Raw genomic sequence first — 14301 nt, 5'->3', positions numbered from 1 at the left:
CGAAAAGCAATCGCCGACATTCCAAACAAATTCATTGCATTTGGCGTGAGACGCGATTTCCTGGCGTCATGGTGAAGCTCGTTCTCTTGCACAAGGCGGACTCGATCTACGAGGACGAGCCGGATGTCGTCTATGACTTCCCGCGAACCTATCTGCGTGCGATGCAGGAGGCTGTCGGAGACTGGATCGTCTATTACGAGCCTGTCAAAGCCGGGCCACGGGGCTATTTCGCCGTCGCAAAGATTGACAGCGTCATTCCCAAACCGGGCGCCGAGGGGAGGTTCCTCGCGCTCATCACTCCGGGCACTTACCTTCCCTTCGACAGCGACGTGCCGCGCATGAGAGGCGGGCGCCCGCTTGAACGGGCTTTATGTGAAAGCGATGGCAGCGCGAAGAGGGGGGGTGCCGTGCAGTTGGCGGTTCGGCGCCTCCCGGAGGACGAGTTTGCGCGGATTGTCGATCTCGGTCTGCCACAGGATCTCGAGCGGCTGGAGGCGATGCGCTACGAGGCGGAAAATTCCGGACTGGCCGAAGAGCCGATGACCTTTGAACGTCCGGTGCTGGAAAGGCTCACGCGGAGGCCCTATCGGGACGTCGCCTTTCGACGGAAGGTTCGCGAAGCGTATGATTACCGCTGTGCCATTTCCGGTTTGCGCCTGCGCAATGGCGGTGGGCGGCCCGAGGTGCAAGCCGCGCATATCAGGCCGGTCGATCAAAAAGGCAGTGACTCGGTTCGAAACGGGCTCGCATTGTCGGGCACGCTGCACTGGATGTTCGACCGCGGTCTCATTTCCATCGCGGAAGATTGCGAGACCATTCTCGTGTCGCGCAACAAGGTGCCTGCCGATGTCGTTGACAGGCTCATTCGTCCAGATGGAAAGCTATTGCACCCGACAGACCCTCGGAACCGCCCGCATCCGGAAAACCTGCGTTGGCACCGGGAGAACCGGTTCGGGCAGGTGATGGAGGGCGAGCCGACCCTGTGGGACCGGCTCTGAGGGGACTTATTCCGGCTGGAAGCCGTGGATCAGCTGGCGCAGACCGATCAGCCCGCCCACCACGATCGAGGCAAGCGTGACGGGGGCCGAGAAGGCCAGCACCGACATCGCGCTCACCCCTTGTCCGATCGAGCAGCCGAGCGCGATCGTCCCGCCGATGCCCATCAGGGCCGCACCACCCACCTGGCGGCCAAGCTCACGCGGGTCTTCGCAGGCTTCCCATTTGAACAGCCCACGAATGAGCGAGCCGAGAAACGCCCCGCCCAGAACACCGGCCACGAGCCCGACCGAGAAAGTGATCCCACCCGCGGTCGAGGTCATAAAATAGAGGATCGTGCGGCCCAGAGGCGCAGTGAAGGAGGGGGCTTCGACCCCGACCTCTCCCATGCTTTCGGCATAGATCAGCGAAGTGCCGACGAAGCTCCAGACAATCGCGAGACCGGCGGCGACGCCCCAGGCGACGCGGCGTTTGTCTGCGCGCAGCGGTTTGTAGCTCAGCCCCCAGGCGAGGAAACCCGCCGCGATGGGCAGGGCGAAGACAAGAGGCGGCAGCCCGGTGCGCGCCGAAAGCCAATGCGCGATGCCTTGCGGTGTATCGGCCAGCTGCTGATCGAAGATCAGGGTGCGCAGGTGGGCAAGCGGACCCGAGAGGGTGACGAAGGCGAAGATCCCCATGACCACGACCACCACGAGCGCGCGCAGATCGCCGCCGCCGAAGCGCACCAGCGCCCCAAAGCCGCAATTGCCGGCCAAAGCCATGCCGTAGCCGAAGATCAGCCCGCCCGCGATCGAGGCGAGCGGCGACCATTTGATCGTGTGATAGAAGCTCTTGGTGATCTCGGCATAACCCAGGGCCTCGGCGACGAAGGAACCGGTGATCGCCACGGCGAGAACCACGCCCCACAGCCGCAGACGGCGCTGGTCCTGGCCATAGGCTGCGCTTTCCAACGCGCCGAGCGTGCAGAAATCGCCCAATCGCGCGGCGAGGCCCAGAATGGCTCCGCCGATCAGGCCGACCAGAGCCGCCCAGGCACCCATCGGAATTTGTTCCATCGCCGACCTCCATTCCGGGTGGCGCGGCCACCCGGTCGCCTCGCCTCAGCGTCGTTCGCTGTTGCAGAACATGTCATAGATCACTTCGACGAGGCGGCGCGCACGCGGGTCCGAGAGGGTGTAGTAGATCGCCTTGCCATCGCGCCGGGCACTGACCAGCCCTTCGAGGCGAAGCCGGGCGAGCTGCTGACTCACCGCCGCCTGACGCGATTCGAGGAGATTTTCCAGCTCGGTGACCGATTTCTCGCCCGAGCTGAGATGACACAGGATCATGAGCCGCCCTTCATGGGCGAGCGCCTTCATCAGATTGGAGGCATCCTGCGCGCGGCCCAGCAATTCCTCGGCATCCATACGGGCGCATTTCCCACTGCTCGCCGAAGCGGAGGGAGTGTTTGTTTGCCCATCTGGTGCCATTTGCCGCACCTTTTCATCCTTCCCTGTCGCCGCGAACCGTGCCGCAGCCGAACTGATCGAATGACTCAGGCTTTAGCACGGCGATTCGGCGGAACAAAGTCTCGAGCCTAAAAAATCGTCATGCGACCTTCGTCTAACCGTTAGGGTCGGGCATTTCGGCGCCTGCGTCACGCAGCGCCTGTCCCAAAAGCCCCCAGAAGAAGTCCTCGCTCGCATAACCCTCGATCCGGTTGATCTCGACCCCGTCGCGCAACAGGATGAAGGTAGGCGTGAAAAGCGGTTTACCCTTTGTGATCGTGATGTCTTCGGGGAAGGGCTTGTGCAGGTCGACCCGTTCGAGCGGGGCAATCTGACCCTCGGGCGTCTTGGGGTAGATCGGGCCAAGATCGTGTTCCCACATCCGGCAGTAGACGCATCCGACCTGTTCGACCATCAGCAGCCTGAATTCGCTCTCGACCTGGGCGCCGGGCTGAACTTCGGTGCGCGTCGCCGAGGGGGGCGGAGTCGTCTCCCCTTCGGCACTTGCGTCGCGGACCATCCCGCTCAAGCCGATCGCCATCGCCGCGGCGGCGAAAATCGTATGCGATACAATGCGAGACATTGACGCACCTCCCTTTACATATAAAGATCGTAATGTGTTTGACCGGGGCGTTCAAGAATACGGTTGGGAGGCCGGGCCCTGTCGCTGTGGGAGGTTCCATGCCGATCGATATTACCTATGGCGGTGCATTTTTCGCCGGCCTGTTGTCCTTTCTGACGCCCTGCATTCTGCCGATGGTGCCTTTCTATCTGTCCTACATGGCCGGTCTTTCAATGTCCGAGCTGCGCGGCGACGGCAAGATCGCGCCGGGGGCTCAGGCCCGCATGGTGGCGTCCTCGGTGGCATTCGCGCTCGGTGTGACGACGATCTTCGTGCTGATGGGGATGGGGGCGACCGCGCTCGGCGCGGCCTTCCGTGAGTGGATGGGGCCGCTGAGCTGGGTCGCCGCAGCGATCCTGCTCGTCTTCGGTCTGCATTTCCTCGGTATCATCCGCATTCCGTTCCTCTATCGCGAGGCGCGCATGGAATCGAAGGCGGACCCGACGACCTTCCTTGGTGCCTATGTCATGGGGCTCGCTTTCGGCTTTGGCTGGACGCCCTGTGTCGGGCCTGCGCTCGCCGCGATCCTGATGGTCGCCTCGGGCATGGGCGATATCTCGAAAGGGGGGCTTCTGCTCTTTTCTTACGGGATCGGGATGACGCTGCCCTTCATCATCGCGGCCTTCTTCACGCGCCCCTTCCTCGCCTTCATGGCCAAGCATCGCGCGAAACTCGGCTATGTCGAAAAGGCGATGGGGGTTATGCTGATCGTCTTCGCGGCGCTCATCGTCACCGGTGGTCTGCGCTATATCGGCGAGTTTCTGATCAATGTGATGCCCAGCGGGAGTCTGGGCTGAAGCAAGGGAGTAAGATCATGCGTCATTTTCTGACCGCGGCCTTCGCCGCTGCGATGCTGGCCGTTCCGGTCCATGCCGCCGAGATCGGCGACGACGGGCTGCACAAGGAGCCCTGGTTCCAGGAAACCTTCAAGGATATGTCCGACGATCTCTCCAGCGCCAATGACGCGGGCAAGCGCTTCCTTGTGATCTGGGAGCAGCGTGGCTGCATCTACTGCAAGAAGATGCATGAAGAGGTCTTCTCCGATCCCGAGATCGCGAAATACATCGTGGACAACTATTTCGTTGTGCAGATGAACCTCTTCGGCGATGTCGAGGTGACCGATTTCGACGGTGAGACGCTGCCCGAAAAGGACATGGCGATGAAATGGGGGGTGATGTTCACACCCACCATGATGTTCTTCCCCGAGGAGGTCAGCGAAGACCCCGCCAACAAGCAGGCTGTGGCGCAGATGCCGGGCGCTTTCGGCAAGGGCACGACGATGGCGCTGCTCGAATGGGTCAAGAATCACGGCTACGAGAGTGGACAGAACTTCCAGAAATACGTGGCCGAGAAAGTCATGGCGAAGTGACCGCCGACTTGCTCACTCTGACGAGACTGTGATCGGGCCTTCGCTGGCGCAGAATTTGCGCTGCGCTCGCGAATGCGCCTGATTTTTCGTGGAAAATTCGGGGTATACCTTTGTATGCTTCGATATTTCCGTGCGAACATATTGGAAAATATGCGGTTTTTTGAATTTATGCATTGCGCCACTGTGACGCACTCGCTTAAAAGTGAGTCAGGGAGAGAATTTGGGAGGACTTCAATGAACCGCCACGTCGCGTGGGCCGCACTGGCCGCAACTTTCGCCGCGAGCGCCGCATTCGCCGCCGAGACCGCTCCGATGGACGTCAAGTTCACCGATGCGGGCGAGGTGACCGATTCCCTGACCGGCCAGCCGGGCGATCCGGCCAAGGGGGCCGAAGTCGCTGCGACCAAGTCGCTGGGCAACTGCGTCGCCTGCCACGTCGTGTCCGCGCTCGACGCCGCGTTCCAGGGCAATATCGGTCCCGAGCTGAACGGCGCGGCCGACCGTTGGAGCGAAGCACAGCTGCGCGGTATCGTTGTCGATGCCAAGCATACGTTCGAAGGCTCGGTGATGCCGTCCATGTACAAGACCGGACCGTTCATCCGTCCCGGCGATGGCTACACCGGCAAGGCGGCGACCGGCGATCTGGCGCCGATCCTGAACGCGCAGCAAGTAGAAGATGTGGTCGCTTTCTTGATGACGCTCAAGGAAGAGTGACCCTGTACGAGAAACCCGAGAGGAGAGACTAAATATGACCATGACCAGACGTGATGCGCTGGCGCTGGCGATGGGCGGCGTTGCCGCGACCATGCTGCCGCTGCCCGCGCTGGCCGACGCTTCGGCCGATGCGATCGCGAAGTTCACCGGCGGTGCGGCTGCGGGCGAGGGTGGCCTCACCCTGACTGCTCCGGAAATCGCTGAAAACGGCAACACGGTTCCGATTTCGGTCGACGCGCCCGGCGCCACCGAGATCGCCGTCTACGCCACCGGCAACCCGACCCCCGAGGTCGCGACCTTCAAGTTCGGCCCGCTCGCCGGCTCGCAGATGGCCTCGATCCGCATCCGTCTGTCGAAGACGCAGGACGTGGTCGCGATCGCCAAGATGGCTGACGGCAGCTTCGTCCAGGCGAAATCGACCGTGAAGGTCACCATCGGCGGCTGCGGCGGCTGATCAACGGAATCTGAGGAGTTACCATCATGGACGGCGTTAAACCCCGCGTGAAAGTGCCGAAGAAAGCTTCGGCCGGTGAGAGCATCACCATCAAGACCCTGATCTCGCACCCGATGGAATCGGGTCAGCGCAAGGACAAGGACGGCAAGGTGATCCCGCGTCAGATCATCAACCGCTTCACCTGCGACTTCAACGGCGAGAACGTGATCGACGTCACGCTCGAGCCCGCGGTCTCGACCAACCCCTACATCGAATTCGATGCGAAAGTCCCGGCGGCCGGTGAATTCAAGTTCACCTGGTACGACGATGACGGGTCGGTCTACGAAGACACGAAGTCGATCGAAGTCGGCTGATCGGGCTGCGGCCCTCGCGATTGCGGGGGCCAAAAGTACGCGAGGGAGCGTGCTGAAAGACCAAGGACAGACCTCTGCGCCCGTTTGGGGAGATCGACGGGCGCGGGGCGCACACCCAGGGAGGACACAAAATATGACGTTGCGCTTCAGCCGCACCATCCTTGCCGCCACCGCAGCATTCGCGCTCAGCTCTGCTGCGCTGCACGCCGAAATGGCCGAGGACGAACTCAACATCAACGGCGACACCCCGATCGTGACCAAGGCGCCTGCCGCGGCTCACCTCGAAGGCCACCTCGACGAGGTGTATTCGGGCTGGCTGTTCCGCACGGACGATACCCGTGCGATGGAACAGGACGATTTCGACAACCCGATCATGATCTACGCCGAAAAGGGCATGGATAACTGGAGCGTTGCCGACGGGTCCGAAGGCAAGTCCTGCGCCGATTGCCATGGCGATATCAGCGAGGGCATGAAGGGCGTGCGCGCCACGATGCCGAAGCTCAACGCCAAGGGCGAGCTGTGGTCGATGGAAGACTACATCAACGATTGCCGCACCAACCGCATGGGCGCCGAAGCCTGGGGTTGGGACAGCGGTGCGATGCACAACATGACCGTCGCTCTCTCGGTCCAGTCGCGCGGCATGCCGGTCAACGTCAAGATCGACGGCGATGCGGCTCCGTTCTGGGAGAAGGGCAAGGAGATCTACTACACGCGCTACGGCCAGCTCGAGCTGTCCTGCGCCTCCTGCCACGAAGAGAACTACGGCAACTACATCCGTGCTGACCACCTCAGCCAGGGCCAGATCCAGGGCTTCCCGGTCTACCGTCTGAAGAATGCCGGTGTGGTTTCGATCCACAACCGCTTCAAGGGCTGCATCCGTGACACCCGCGCCGAGACCTACAGCCCCGGTTCGCCGGAGTTCCACGCGCTCGAGCTCTACGTCGCTTCGCGCGGCATGGGCCTCGACATCGAAGGCGGCGGCGTCCGTCCCTGATCTTGATGTGCGGGGCAGGGTTTACCCTGTCCCGCCTTCTTTTATCCAAACATATTCAAAATTCACTATCTGTTTGAATTCGTTTGTCAATTTTTGAACTGAAAACGGCTCTGTCCGTCCTGCGGGCGGGGAAAAGAAGGAGAGAAACGGCATGATTTCCCGGCGGGAATTTCTTCAGGCGAGCTTGGCCGCCTCGACTATCCTCGGCGCTTCGGGCCTGTCGCGCTGGTCGCGTGCGATGGCGCAGCAGTCGCTCACCCAGGATCAGCTTCTCGCGTTCGAGCCGCTGGGCAACGTGACGCTGATCCATATCACCGACATCCACGCTCAGGCGATGCCGATCTATTTCCGCGAGCCCGAGATCAACCTCGGTGTGGGCGAAGCCAAGGGCCGTCCGCCGCACCTGACCGGCAAGGCGTTCCTCGATGAGTTCAACATCAAGCCGAACAGCCCCGACGCCTATGCGCTGACCTATGACAACTATGTCGATCTGGCCAAGAGCTACGGCAAGATGGGCGGCATGGACCGCGTCGCCACGATCGTGAAGGCGATCAAGGCCGAGCGTCCGAATGCGATCCTGCTCGACGGTGGCGACACCTGGCATGGTTCGATGACCGCGCTGAAAACCAACGGCCAGGACATGGTCGACATCATGAACAAGCTCGGCGTCGACGCGATGACCTCGCACTGGGAATGGACCTATGGCGAAGAGCGCGTGAAGGAGATCGTCGACACGCTTCCCTTCCCCTTCCTCGGCGCGAATATCTTCGACGCGGAATGGGACGAGCCGGCCTTCGAGGCCTACAAGATCTTCGAGCAGAACGGCACCCGCATCGCCGTCATCGGGCAGGCCTTCCCCTACCTGCCGATCGCGAACCCGAAATGGATGTTCCCCGACTATTCCTTCGGCATTCGCGAAGAGCGCATGCAGGAAGTCGTCGACGAAGTGCGCGGCATGGGCGTCGACCTCGTGGTCTGCCTGTCGCATAACGGCTTCGACGTCGACCACAAGATGGCAAGCCGCGTGAAGGGCATCGACGTGATCCTGACCGGTCACACCCATGACGCCGTGCCGGAGCCGGTGCTGGTGGGCGAGACGATCATGATCGCCTCGGGCTCGAACGGTAAATTCGTCTCCCGCGTCGATCTCGACGTGCGCGACGGCAAGATGATGGGCTTCCGCCACAAGCTGATCCCGGTCTTCTCGGATGTGATCGAGGCCGACAAGGAAATGTCGGATCTCATCGCTTCGAGCCGCGAGCCCTACAAGGCCGAGCTGGAAGAAGTACTGGCCGAGACCAATTCGCTGCTCTATCGCCGCGGCAACTTCAACGGCACCTGGGACGACCTGATCTGCGAGGCGATGCTCGAAGAGCGCGACGCCGAAATCGCGATGAGCCCGGGCGTGCGCTGGGGCACCACGCTGCTTCCGGGTGACAAGATCACGATGGAAGACCTGCTGACCTGCACCTCGATGACCTACGGCGAAAACTATCGCATGGAGATGACCGGCGAGACGATCAAGACCATCCTCGAGGATGTCGCCGACAACATCTTCAACACCGACCCCTACTATCAGCAGGGTGGCGACATGGTTCGCGTCGGTGGCATGGGCTACCATATCGATGTGAACGCGCCGATCGGCCAGCGCATTTCGAACATGACGCTGCTCAAGGATGGCTCGGATATCGACATGGGCCGCAATTATGTCGTGACGGGTTGGGCCTCGGTCAATGAAGGGACCGAAGGGCCGCAGATCTGGGACGTGGTCGCTGATCACCTCCGCAAGATCAAAACCGTTGACCTGAAACCGAATGACTCGGTGGTCGTGACCGGCGCTTGAGCCGCTTACGCCCGTCGATGATTGCCCCTTTTCCGGGGTTTGAGACTGGAGGAGTAGATATGGACGACAAGGAACGCCAGGGTAACCCGGCCGCCAGTGCCGCCCTCAGCCGCCGCGGTTTTCTGCGCGCCGGGGCTGCGGTCGGTGCGATGGCCGCGGGTGCCGGTGCAGCGCGCGCAGAACAGCAACCCGATCCCCTGATCACCGAGGTTCAGCCTTGGGCTTCGGGCTGGGGTGACGGGGTCGATGCGACCCCCTACGGTCTGCCGATTCAATTCGAAGACGACGTGATCCGTCGCAATGTGGGCTGGCTCACTGCCGATGTGATCTCTTCGATCAACTTCACGCCGATCCACGCCCTCGACGGCACGATCACCCCGACCGGTTGCGCCTTCGAGCGTCACCACTCGGGCGCGATCGAGCTCAAGAAGGAAGACTACCGCCTGATGATCAACGGTCTTGTCGACAAGCCGCTGGTCTTCACCTACGAGGATCTCGAGCGCTTCCCGCGTGTGAACGCGACCTATTTCCTGGAATGCGCGGCGAACTCGGGCATGGAATGGGCCGGTGCGCAGCTCAACGGCGCTCAGTTCACCCAAGGCATGATCCACAACATGCAGTATTCGGGCATTCCGCTGCGCGTGCTGCTCGAAGAGGCCGGGATCACCAATCTGGGCGACAACCTCAAGGACAAGTGGGTCTATGTCGAAGGCGCCGACGCGTCCTCGAACGGCCGCTCGATCCCGCTGGAAAAAGCGCTCGACGACTGCCTCGTGGCGATCAAGGCAAACGGCGAAGCCCTGCGCAAGGAGCATGGCTACCCGGTGCGCCTCGTGGTTCCGGGCTGGGAAGGCAACATGTGGGTGAAGTGGCTGCGCCGCATCGAAGTCACCGACGAGGCCGTCCAGTCGCGCGAAGAAACCTCGAAATACACCGACACGCTCGCCAACGGCACCTCGCGCAAGTGGACCTGGGTCATGGACGCCAAATCGGTCGTCACCTCGCCCAGCCCGCAAATGCCGATCAAGCACGGCCCCGGCCCGCTGGTCATCACCGGGATCGCCTGGTCGGGCCGTGGTCACATCACCAAGGTCGACGTGTCGATCGACGGTGGCGCGAACTGGCAAGAGGCGCGTCTGGCAGAGCCGGGCGTCGACAAGGCGCTGTCGCGCTTCTACCTCGAAATCGAGTGGGATGGTAAGGAGATGCTCCTGCAATCCCGCGCGACCGACTCGACCGGCTATGTCCAGCCGACCAAGGATGCGCTGCGTGCGATCCGTGGCGAGAATTCGGTCTATCACAACAACGGTATCCAGACCTGGTGGGTCAAGGAAAACGGGGAGTCCGAGAATGTCGAAGTGTCGTCGTAATCTGCTGCTGGCCACGCTTCTGGCCGCTCCGCTCGTGGCGACGCCCGCTCTGGCCGAGAAATTCGGTCTGGGCCGCGAGGCTCTGCCCGAAGAAATCAAGGCCTGGACCCTCGAGGTGTTCCCGGACGGCAAGAACCTGCCCGAAGGCTCGGGCTCCGTCGAGGACGGCGAAGGCATCTTCGCCGACAACTGCGCGGTCTGCCACGGTGACTTCGCCGAAGGCGTGGACAACTGGCCGAAACTCGCAGGCGGCGAAGGCACGCTGGCCGACAAGGACCCGCTGAAGACCGTGGGCTCCTATTGGCCGTATCTCTCGACCGTGTGGGACTACGCGCACCGCTCGATGCCGTTCGGCAATGCGCAGACGCTCACCGTCGACGAGACCTATGCGATCGTGGCCTACATTCTCTACTCGAACGACCTCGTCGACAGCGATTTCGTTCTGACCAAAGAGAACTTCCTCGACGTGGAAATGCCGAACGCCGATGGCTTCATCGTGGATGACCGCGACGAGGTCGAGCTGCCGGAATTCACCAAGGCTGCCTGCATGTCGGACTGCAAGACCGACGTGAAAATCACGCGCAAGGCAACCGTCCTCGACGTGACGCCCGACGCGGGTGGCGAAGACACCGCAGCGGCTGATGCGCCTGCGGATACCGTCGTCGCCTCTGCCGAGACCGAGACCCCGGCAGCCGAAGCTGCGGCTCAAGACGCGCCTGCCGCGGCGGAAGCCCCGGCGGCGGCAGCTCCGGCGGCCACCGAGGAGACGCTCTCCGCCGATCCGGAACTGGTTGCGGCTGGTGAGAAGGTCTTCAAGAAGTGCAAAGCCTGCCACCAGGTCGGCGAAGGCGCTTCGAACAAGGTCGGCCCGGTGCTCAACGGCCTGATCGGCCGCACCGCGGGTACCGTGGACGGGTTCAAATACTCGAAATCCATGAAGGAGCACGGCGAAAACGGGCTCGTCTGGAACGAGGAAACCGTCGAAGCCTATCTCGCCGATCCGAAGGGCTACATCCCGAAGAACAAGATGTCCTTCGCGGGTCTCAAGAAGTCCGAAGATGTGAAAGCGGTTCTGGCCTATATCGAAAGCCAGGGTGGCTGATACCTCCCCGGCGGGGGCTTTCGGGTCCCCGCCACGACAGACCGGCAAGGGCCTTCCGCTTGCCAGTTTTGACGCCCGCGCTCCCCGCGGGCGTCTCTCTTTTTGGTGACCACTTAGCGGGGCTGTCTGCCCCCGCCGGGCTTGCGGCTCGCCTCCCCCGAGGATACTTAAGGCAATTGGAAGGGGAGGGGTGATGGATATCGACACGCGCGCGCGAAAGCTTTTCGAAGCCGGGGTTGCAGCCGCCGATCCGGCGGCGGGTGTTGTCGGCGCGATGGGCTGGGCTGCGGCAGAGGGGCCGGAACCGGGAGGGCGATGGCAGGTCGTCGCGCTCGGCAAGGCGGCGCTTGCGATGAGTGCGGCGGCACTGAAGGCTTTGCCCGAGGACACGCAGGCGCTGGTGGTGACCAATCCCGAGAATGCCGAGACGGCGGTGCCGCGCGACGGGATGACACTGATCGCGGGCGATCACCCGGTGCCGGGGGCGGGCAGCGCGGCGGCAGGGCGCGCTATCCTCGAGTGCCTGCGGGCGCTCTCGCCGCAGGACCGGGTGCTGGCCTTGATTTCGGGCGGTGGCTCGGCGCTGGCGGTGGCTCCGGCGCCCGGGCTGACCTTGGCCGACAAGGCAGAGGTCAGCCGGCTCTTGCTGGGATGTGGCGCCGATATCACCCAGATGAACCTGATCCGTCAGCAGCTCTCCGAACTCAAGGGGGGCGGCTGGCTCCTCGCCTCGAAAGCGCCGGTGACTGGCTTGATCCTGTCGGATGTTCCGGGCGACGATCTGCGGGTGATCGCATCGGGGCCGACCGTCGCACCGATCGGCACCCGCTCGCGGGCGGCGGAGCTGTGCCGTGAGCTGGGGATCTGGGACGCGTTGCCCGAGGCGGTGCGGGCGCATCTGGGGCAGGGGGCAGAGGCCTCCTCGGTGCCGCAGGGACGCAACCGCCTGATCGGCGCGAACGGGATCTCGGTCGCGGCGATGGTGGCGCAAGGTGCGCAGGAAGGACCATTCGCGCTGGAAGGCGATGTCGCGGCCCTTGCGCCGCGGATCGTGGCCCTGATCAGCGAGATGGCGCCCGGCCAGACACTCGTATTCGGTGGCGAAACCACGGTCACGCTGCGCGGGGATGGGCTGGGCGGTCGCAATCAGGAACTCGCCCTGCGCGTGGCGTGCGCGGCCGAGGCCGCAGGCGTCACGGGGGACTGGCGGTTCCTGTCCGGCGGTACCGACGGGCGTGACGGACCAACGGATGCCGCGGGCGGTCTTGTGGGGCCCGAAAGCTGTGCCACCGCGCGGGATGAGGGCTGTGATCCGCAGGCCGCTCTTGCGCGCAATGACAGCTATCACGCCTTGAAGGCGGCGGGGGCTTTGCTTGTCACCGGGGCGACCGGGACCAATGTCGCCGACCTCGCGGTGTTGGTGAGAAACTGAGTTCAGCTGCGCTTGGCGACCGGCGGGTTCGAGGCGGGACGCAGGCGCAGATAGGCTTCGCGGAGCAGGGCAATCGCGATGATGGCGAGGGCGAGCGTGTCGAAGGAAACCATCTTGCCATCCTTGTGACGAAGCCTGTCGAGGCTGTTTCGCGAAGGTATCCCCCCGCACGCCAACAAATTGCTAACACAATGCGGCACAAAAAAGGCAGGTTCACGGCGATTGCGGGTCGCGCGTCGCGCCAGAGCTTGCGATCAGCGCTCGAGGATCAGCGTGCCGCGGGCGAACTCGACCTTGGCGAACCGAGTGAGATAGGTCATGCCCAGAAGCGAGGTGTCCATCGAGCCGCGATTGACGACCGCGCGCAGATTGGAATCGTGGATCGGACCGAGATCGAAGCTCTGCAGGCGCACCGGGGCGGTGGCGACCAGCCCGTTCGCGGTGCGTGCCTGTCCGACATAGGCGAGCTGCCCGGTGTCGATCCCGGCACGCTCTGCATCGCGCTGGGTCAGCACGATCTGGCTTGCGCCTGTGTCGACGACGAAACGCACGGGTTTGCCATTCACCTCGGCGGTCAGGTAGTAATGCCCGTCCTGGGCCTGGGGCACCTCGATCCGGCCATCGCTCATCACCGCCTGCTCCGGGACCGTCACCTGTTTCTGGATGTCGGACCAGAGCCCCACCGCCGCGAGCGTGCCGAGAAAGATCAGTCCCCAGATCGCCGCCTGTTGCAGGGTGCGCCCGGGCCGGTGCCGGATCTCGAGCATGAAATAGCCGCCCACCGCGACCAGCAGCAGGCCGAGATAGACCAGCCGCCCCCAATTCTCGCTGATGACCTGTTCCACCATTCGCTCTCGTTACGCAGGGTCTCTTTGTCGAAGATGTAGGGCGCGCAGAGGCGCTTTCACAGGGGACGGTTTGCCTCAGGCCAGCCCCATCAGCCCCGCGCCACGCAGCCCGTCGAGGATGAACTGGATCGCGAGTGCCGCCAGCAGCATCCCCAGAAGGCGCGTCACAACCATCGTTCCGGTGCGCCCCAGCGCGCGCTCGATCGGGGTGGCGAGCAGGAACATCACGAAGACGCAGGCCAGAACGACCAGCATCACGCCGATGATGATCGTCACATGCAGCCAGTCGGCCTCCGCCTTGCCAGCAAGCAGGATCATCGTCGCCATCGCGCCTGGGCCCGCCAGAAGGGGGGTGGCCAGCGGGAAGACGGACGGGTCGTGTTCGGGCTCGACCTCGTGTTCCTCGCCCTGTTGCTGTCGCCGCTTGGTACGACGCTCGAACAGCATGTCGAGCGCGGTCAGGAACAAAAGCACGCCGCCCGCGATGCGGAAGGCGGGCATGGAAATGCCGATTCCGGCAAGGATCTTGTCGCCGAAGATGCCAAACAGCGTCAGCAGGACAGCCGCAATCACGAGCGAACGCAAGGCAATGCGCAGTCGTGCGCGCGGGCTTTCACCCAAGGTCAGCGCGATGAAGACCGGCGCAAGCCCGATCGGGTCGATGATGACGAACAGCGTCACGAAGGCGGTGATGTATTCGGCGCCGTTCATCGGGTC

Annotated in this window: 16 protein-coding genes; 11 read left to right on the top strand and 5 right to left on the bottom strand. The window is 63.2% G+C overall.

What is annotated here, in order from left to right; genetic code table 11:
- Positions 1–86: 86 nt before the first annotated feature.
- Entirely contained in the window at positions 87–998 is a 912-nt protein-coding gene (locus BMG00_RS03115) for an HNH endonuclease (protein ID WP_245794938.1), read from the top strand.
- A gap of 6 nt (positions 999–1004) precedes the next feature.
- Here the strand turns inward: BMG00_RS03115 and BMG00_RS03110 are convergent, their stop codons facing one another.
- The 3 genes from BMG00_RS03110 to BMG00_RS03100 form a co-directional block, all read right to left on the bottom strand.
- On the bottom strand, positions 1005–2051 hold the full coding sequence (locus BMG00_RS03110; protein ID WP_078528584.1) for a YeeE/YedE family protein: 1047 nt from the start codon (positions 2049–2051) through the stop codon (positions 1005–1007).
- A gap of 45 nt (positions 2052–2096) precedes the next feature.
- Entirely contained in the window at positions 2097–2402 is a 306-nt protein-coding gene (locus tag BMG00_RS03105) for an ArsR/SmtB family transcription factor (RefSeq protein ID WP_038072691.1), read from the bottom strand.
- Positions 2403–2598: 196 nt separating this feature from the next.
- On the bottom strand, positions 2599–3066 hold the full coding sequence (locus BMG00_RS03100) for a hypothetical protein (RefSeq protein WP_210401934.1): 468 nt from the start codon (positions 3064–3066) through the stop codon (positions 2599–2601).
- Between the two features lie 98 nt (positions 3067–3164).
- Between BMG00_RS03100 and BMG00_RS03095 the strand changes: the two genes are divergently transcribed.
- From BMG00_RS03095 to BMG00_RS03050, 10 genes are all read left to right on the top strand, one after another.
- Positions 3165–3902, top strand: a complete 738-nt coding sequence (locus tag BMG00_RS03095; RefSeq protein ID WP_078573352.1) for a cytochrome c biogenesis CcdA family protein — start codon at positions 3165–3167, stop codon at positions 3900–3902.
- A 17-nt stretch (positions 3903–3919) separates the two neighbouring features.
- A complete protein-coding gene (locus BMG00_RS03090; protein WP_078573351.1) occupies positions 3920–4474 on the top strand; it encodes a thioredoxin family protein in 555 nt (184 codons plus the stop codon).
- 234 nt (positions 4475–4708) lie between these two features.
- Positions 4709–5188: a sulfur oxidation c-type cytochrome SoxX gene (gene soxX, locus BMG00_RS03085; RefSeq protein ID WP_078573350.1), complete on the top strand. Its 480-nt coding sequence runs from the start codon at positions 4709–4711 to the stop codon at positions 5186–5188.
- Between the two features lie 34 nt (positions 5189–5222).
- Complete coding sequence (soxY, locus tag BMG00_RS03080; protein WP_078528571.1) at positions 5223–5642, top strand: thiosulfate oxidation carrier protein SoxY; 420 nt, start codon at positions 5223–5225, stop codon at positions 5640–5642.
- 23 nt (positions 5643–5665) lie between these two features.
- Positions 5666–5995, top strand: a complete 330-nt coding sequence (soxZ, locus tag BMG00_RS03075) for a thiosulfate oxidation carrier complex protein SoxZ (RefSeq protein ID WP_093469887.1) — start codon at positions 5666–5668, stop codon at positions 5993–5995.
- A 133-nt stretch (positions 5996–6128) separates the two neighbouring features.
- Entirely contained in the window at positions 6129–6989 is an 861-nt protein-coding gene (gene soxA / locus BMG00_RS03070; RefSeq protein ID WP_078528568.1) for a sulfur oxidation c-type cytochrome SoxA, read from the top strand.
- Between the two features lie 151 nt (positions 6990–7140).
- Positions 7141–8832 (top strand): thiosulfohydrolase SoxB, encoded by a 1692-nt coding sequence (gene soxB / locus BMG00_RS03065; protein ID WP_078528565.1) that lies wholly within the window; start codon positions 7141–7143, stop codon positions 8830–8832.
- A 59-nt stretch (positions 8833–8891) separates the two neighbouring features.
- A complete protein-coding gene (gene soxC / locus BMG00_RS03060) occupies positions 8892–10202 on the top strand; it encodes a sulfite dehydrogenase (protein WP_078528562.1) in 1311 nt (436 codons plus the stop codon).
- A complete protein-coding gene (locus tag BMG00_RS03055) occupies positions 10183–11304 on the top strand; it encodes a c-type cytochrome (RefSeq protein ID WP_078573349.1) in 1122 nt (373 codons plus the stop codon). The genes soxC and BMG00_RS03055 overlap by 20 nt, the downstream gene beginning before the upstream one ends.
- Positions 11305–11497: 193 nt before the next feature.
- Positions 11498–12736, top strand: coding sequence for a glycerate kinase type-2 family protein (locus BMG00_RS03050; RefSeq protein WP_078573348.1), 1239 nt, complete (start codon positions 11498–11500; stop codon positions 12734–12736).
- Positions 12737–12990: 254 nt separating this feature from the next.
- Here BMG00_RS03050 and BMG00_RS03045 read toward each other — a convergent pair whose 3' ends face one another.
- Together BMG00_RS03045 and BMG00_RS03040 are read right to left on the bottom strand one after the other, a co-directional pair.
- Positions 12991–13584 carry a retropepsin-like aspartic protease family protein gene (locus tag BMG00_RS03045; RefSeq protein WP_078573347.1) on the bottom strand — a complete coding sequence of 198 codons (594 nt, stop codon included), beginning with the start codon at positions 13582–13584 and terminating at the stop codon, positions 12991–12993.
- A gap of 75 nt (positions 13585–13659) precedes the next feature.
- On the bottom strand, positions 13660–14295 hold the full coding sequence (locus BMG00_RS03040; protein WP_078528550.1) for a MarC family protein: 636 nt from the start codon (positions 14293–14295) through the stop codon (positions 13660–13662).
- Positions 14296–14301: the final 6 nt, after the last annotated feature.

Source organism: Thioclava marina (genome assembly GCF_002020135.1).
Lineage (GTDB): Bacteria > Pseudomonadota > Alphaproteobacteria > Rhodobacterales > Rhodobacteraceae > Thioclava > Thioclava marina.
Note: the sequence above shows the minus strand (reverse complement) of the source record. Positions and strands in the feature narration are given on the sequence as shown.

What these genes read in the sequence shown, in the direction of transcription:
- BMG00_RS03110 (WP_078528584.1), bottom strand. Translation starts at nt 2,051, where the DNA reads ATGGAACAAATTCCGATGGGTGCCTGGGCGGCTCTGGTCGGCCTGATC.
- BMG00_RS03105 (WP_038072691.1), bottom strand. Translation starts at nt 2,402, where the DNA reads ATGGATGCCGAGGAATTGCTGGGCCGCGCGCAGGATGCCTCCAATCTG.
- BMG00_RS03100 (WP_210401934.1), bottom strand. Translation starts at nt 3,066, where the DNA reads ATGTCTCGCATTGTATCGCATACGATTTTCGCCGCCGCGGCGATGGCG.
- BMG00_RS03095 (WP_078573352.1), top strand. Translation starts at nt 3,165, where the DNA reads ATGCCGATCGATATTACCTATGGCGGTGCATTTTTCGCCGGCCTGTTG.
- BMG00_RS03090 (WP_078573351.1), top strand. Translation starts at nt 3,920, where the DNA reads ATGCGTCATTTTCTGACCGCGGCCTTCGCCGCTGCGATGCTGGCCGTT.
- soxX (WP_078573350.1), top strand. Translation starts at nt 4,709, where the DNA reads ATGAACCGCCACGTCGCGTGGGCCGCACTGGCCGCAACTTTCGCCGCG.
- soxY (WP_078528571.1), top strand. Translation starts at nt 5,223, where the DNA reads ATGACCATGACCAGACGTGATGCGCTGGCGCTGGCGATGGGCGGCGTT.
- soxA (WP_078528568.1), top strand. Translation starts at nt 6,129, where the DNA reads ATGACGTTGCGCTTCAGCCGCACCATCCTTGCCGCCACCGCAGCATTC.
- soxB (WP_078528565.1), top strand. Translation starts at nt 7,141, where the DNA reads ATGATTTCCCGGCGGGAATTTCTTCAGGCGAGCTTGGCCGCCTCGACT.
- soxC (WP_078528562.1), top strand. Translation starts at nt 8,892, where the DNA reads ATGGACGACAAGGAACGCCAGGGTAACCCGGCCGCCAGTGCCGCCCTC.
- BMG00_RS03055 (WP_078573349.1), top strand. Translation starts at nt 10,183, where the DNA reads ATGTCGAAGTGTCGTCGTAATCTGCTGCTGGCCACGCTTCTGGCCGCT.
- BMG00_RS03050 (WP_078573348.1), top strand. Translation starts at nt 11,498, where the DNA reads ATGGATATCGACACGCGCGCGCGAAAGCTTTTCGAAGCCGGGGTTGCA.
- BMG00_RS03045 (WP_078573347.1), bottom strand. Translation starts at nt 13,584, where the DNA reads ATGGTGGAACAGGTCATCAGCGAGAATTGGGGGCGGCTGGTCTATCTC.
- BMG00_RS03040 (WP_078528550.1), bottom strand. Translation starts at nt 14,295, where the DNA reads ATGAACGGCGCCGAATACATCACCGCCTTCGTGACGCTGTTCGTCATC.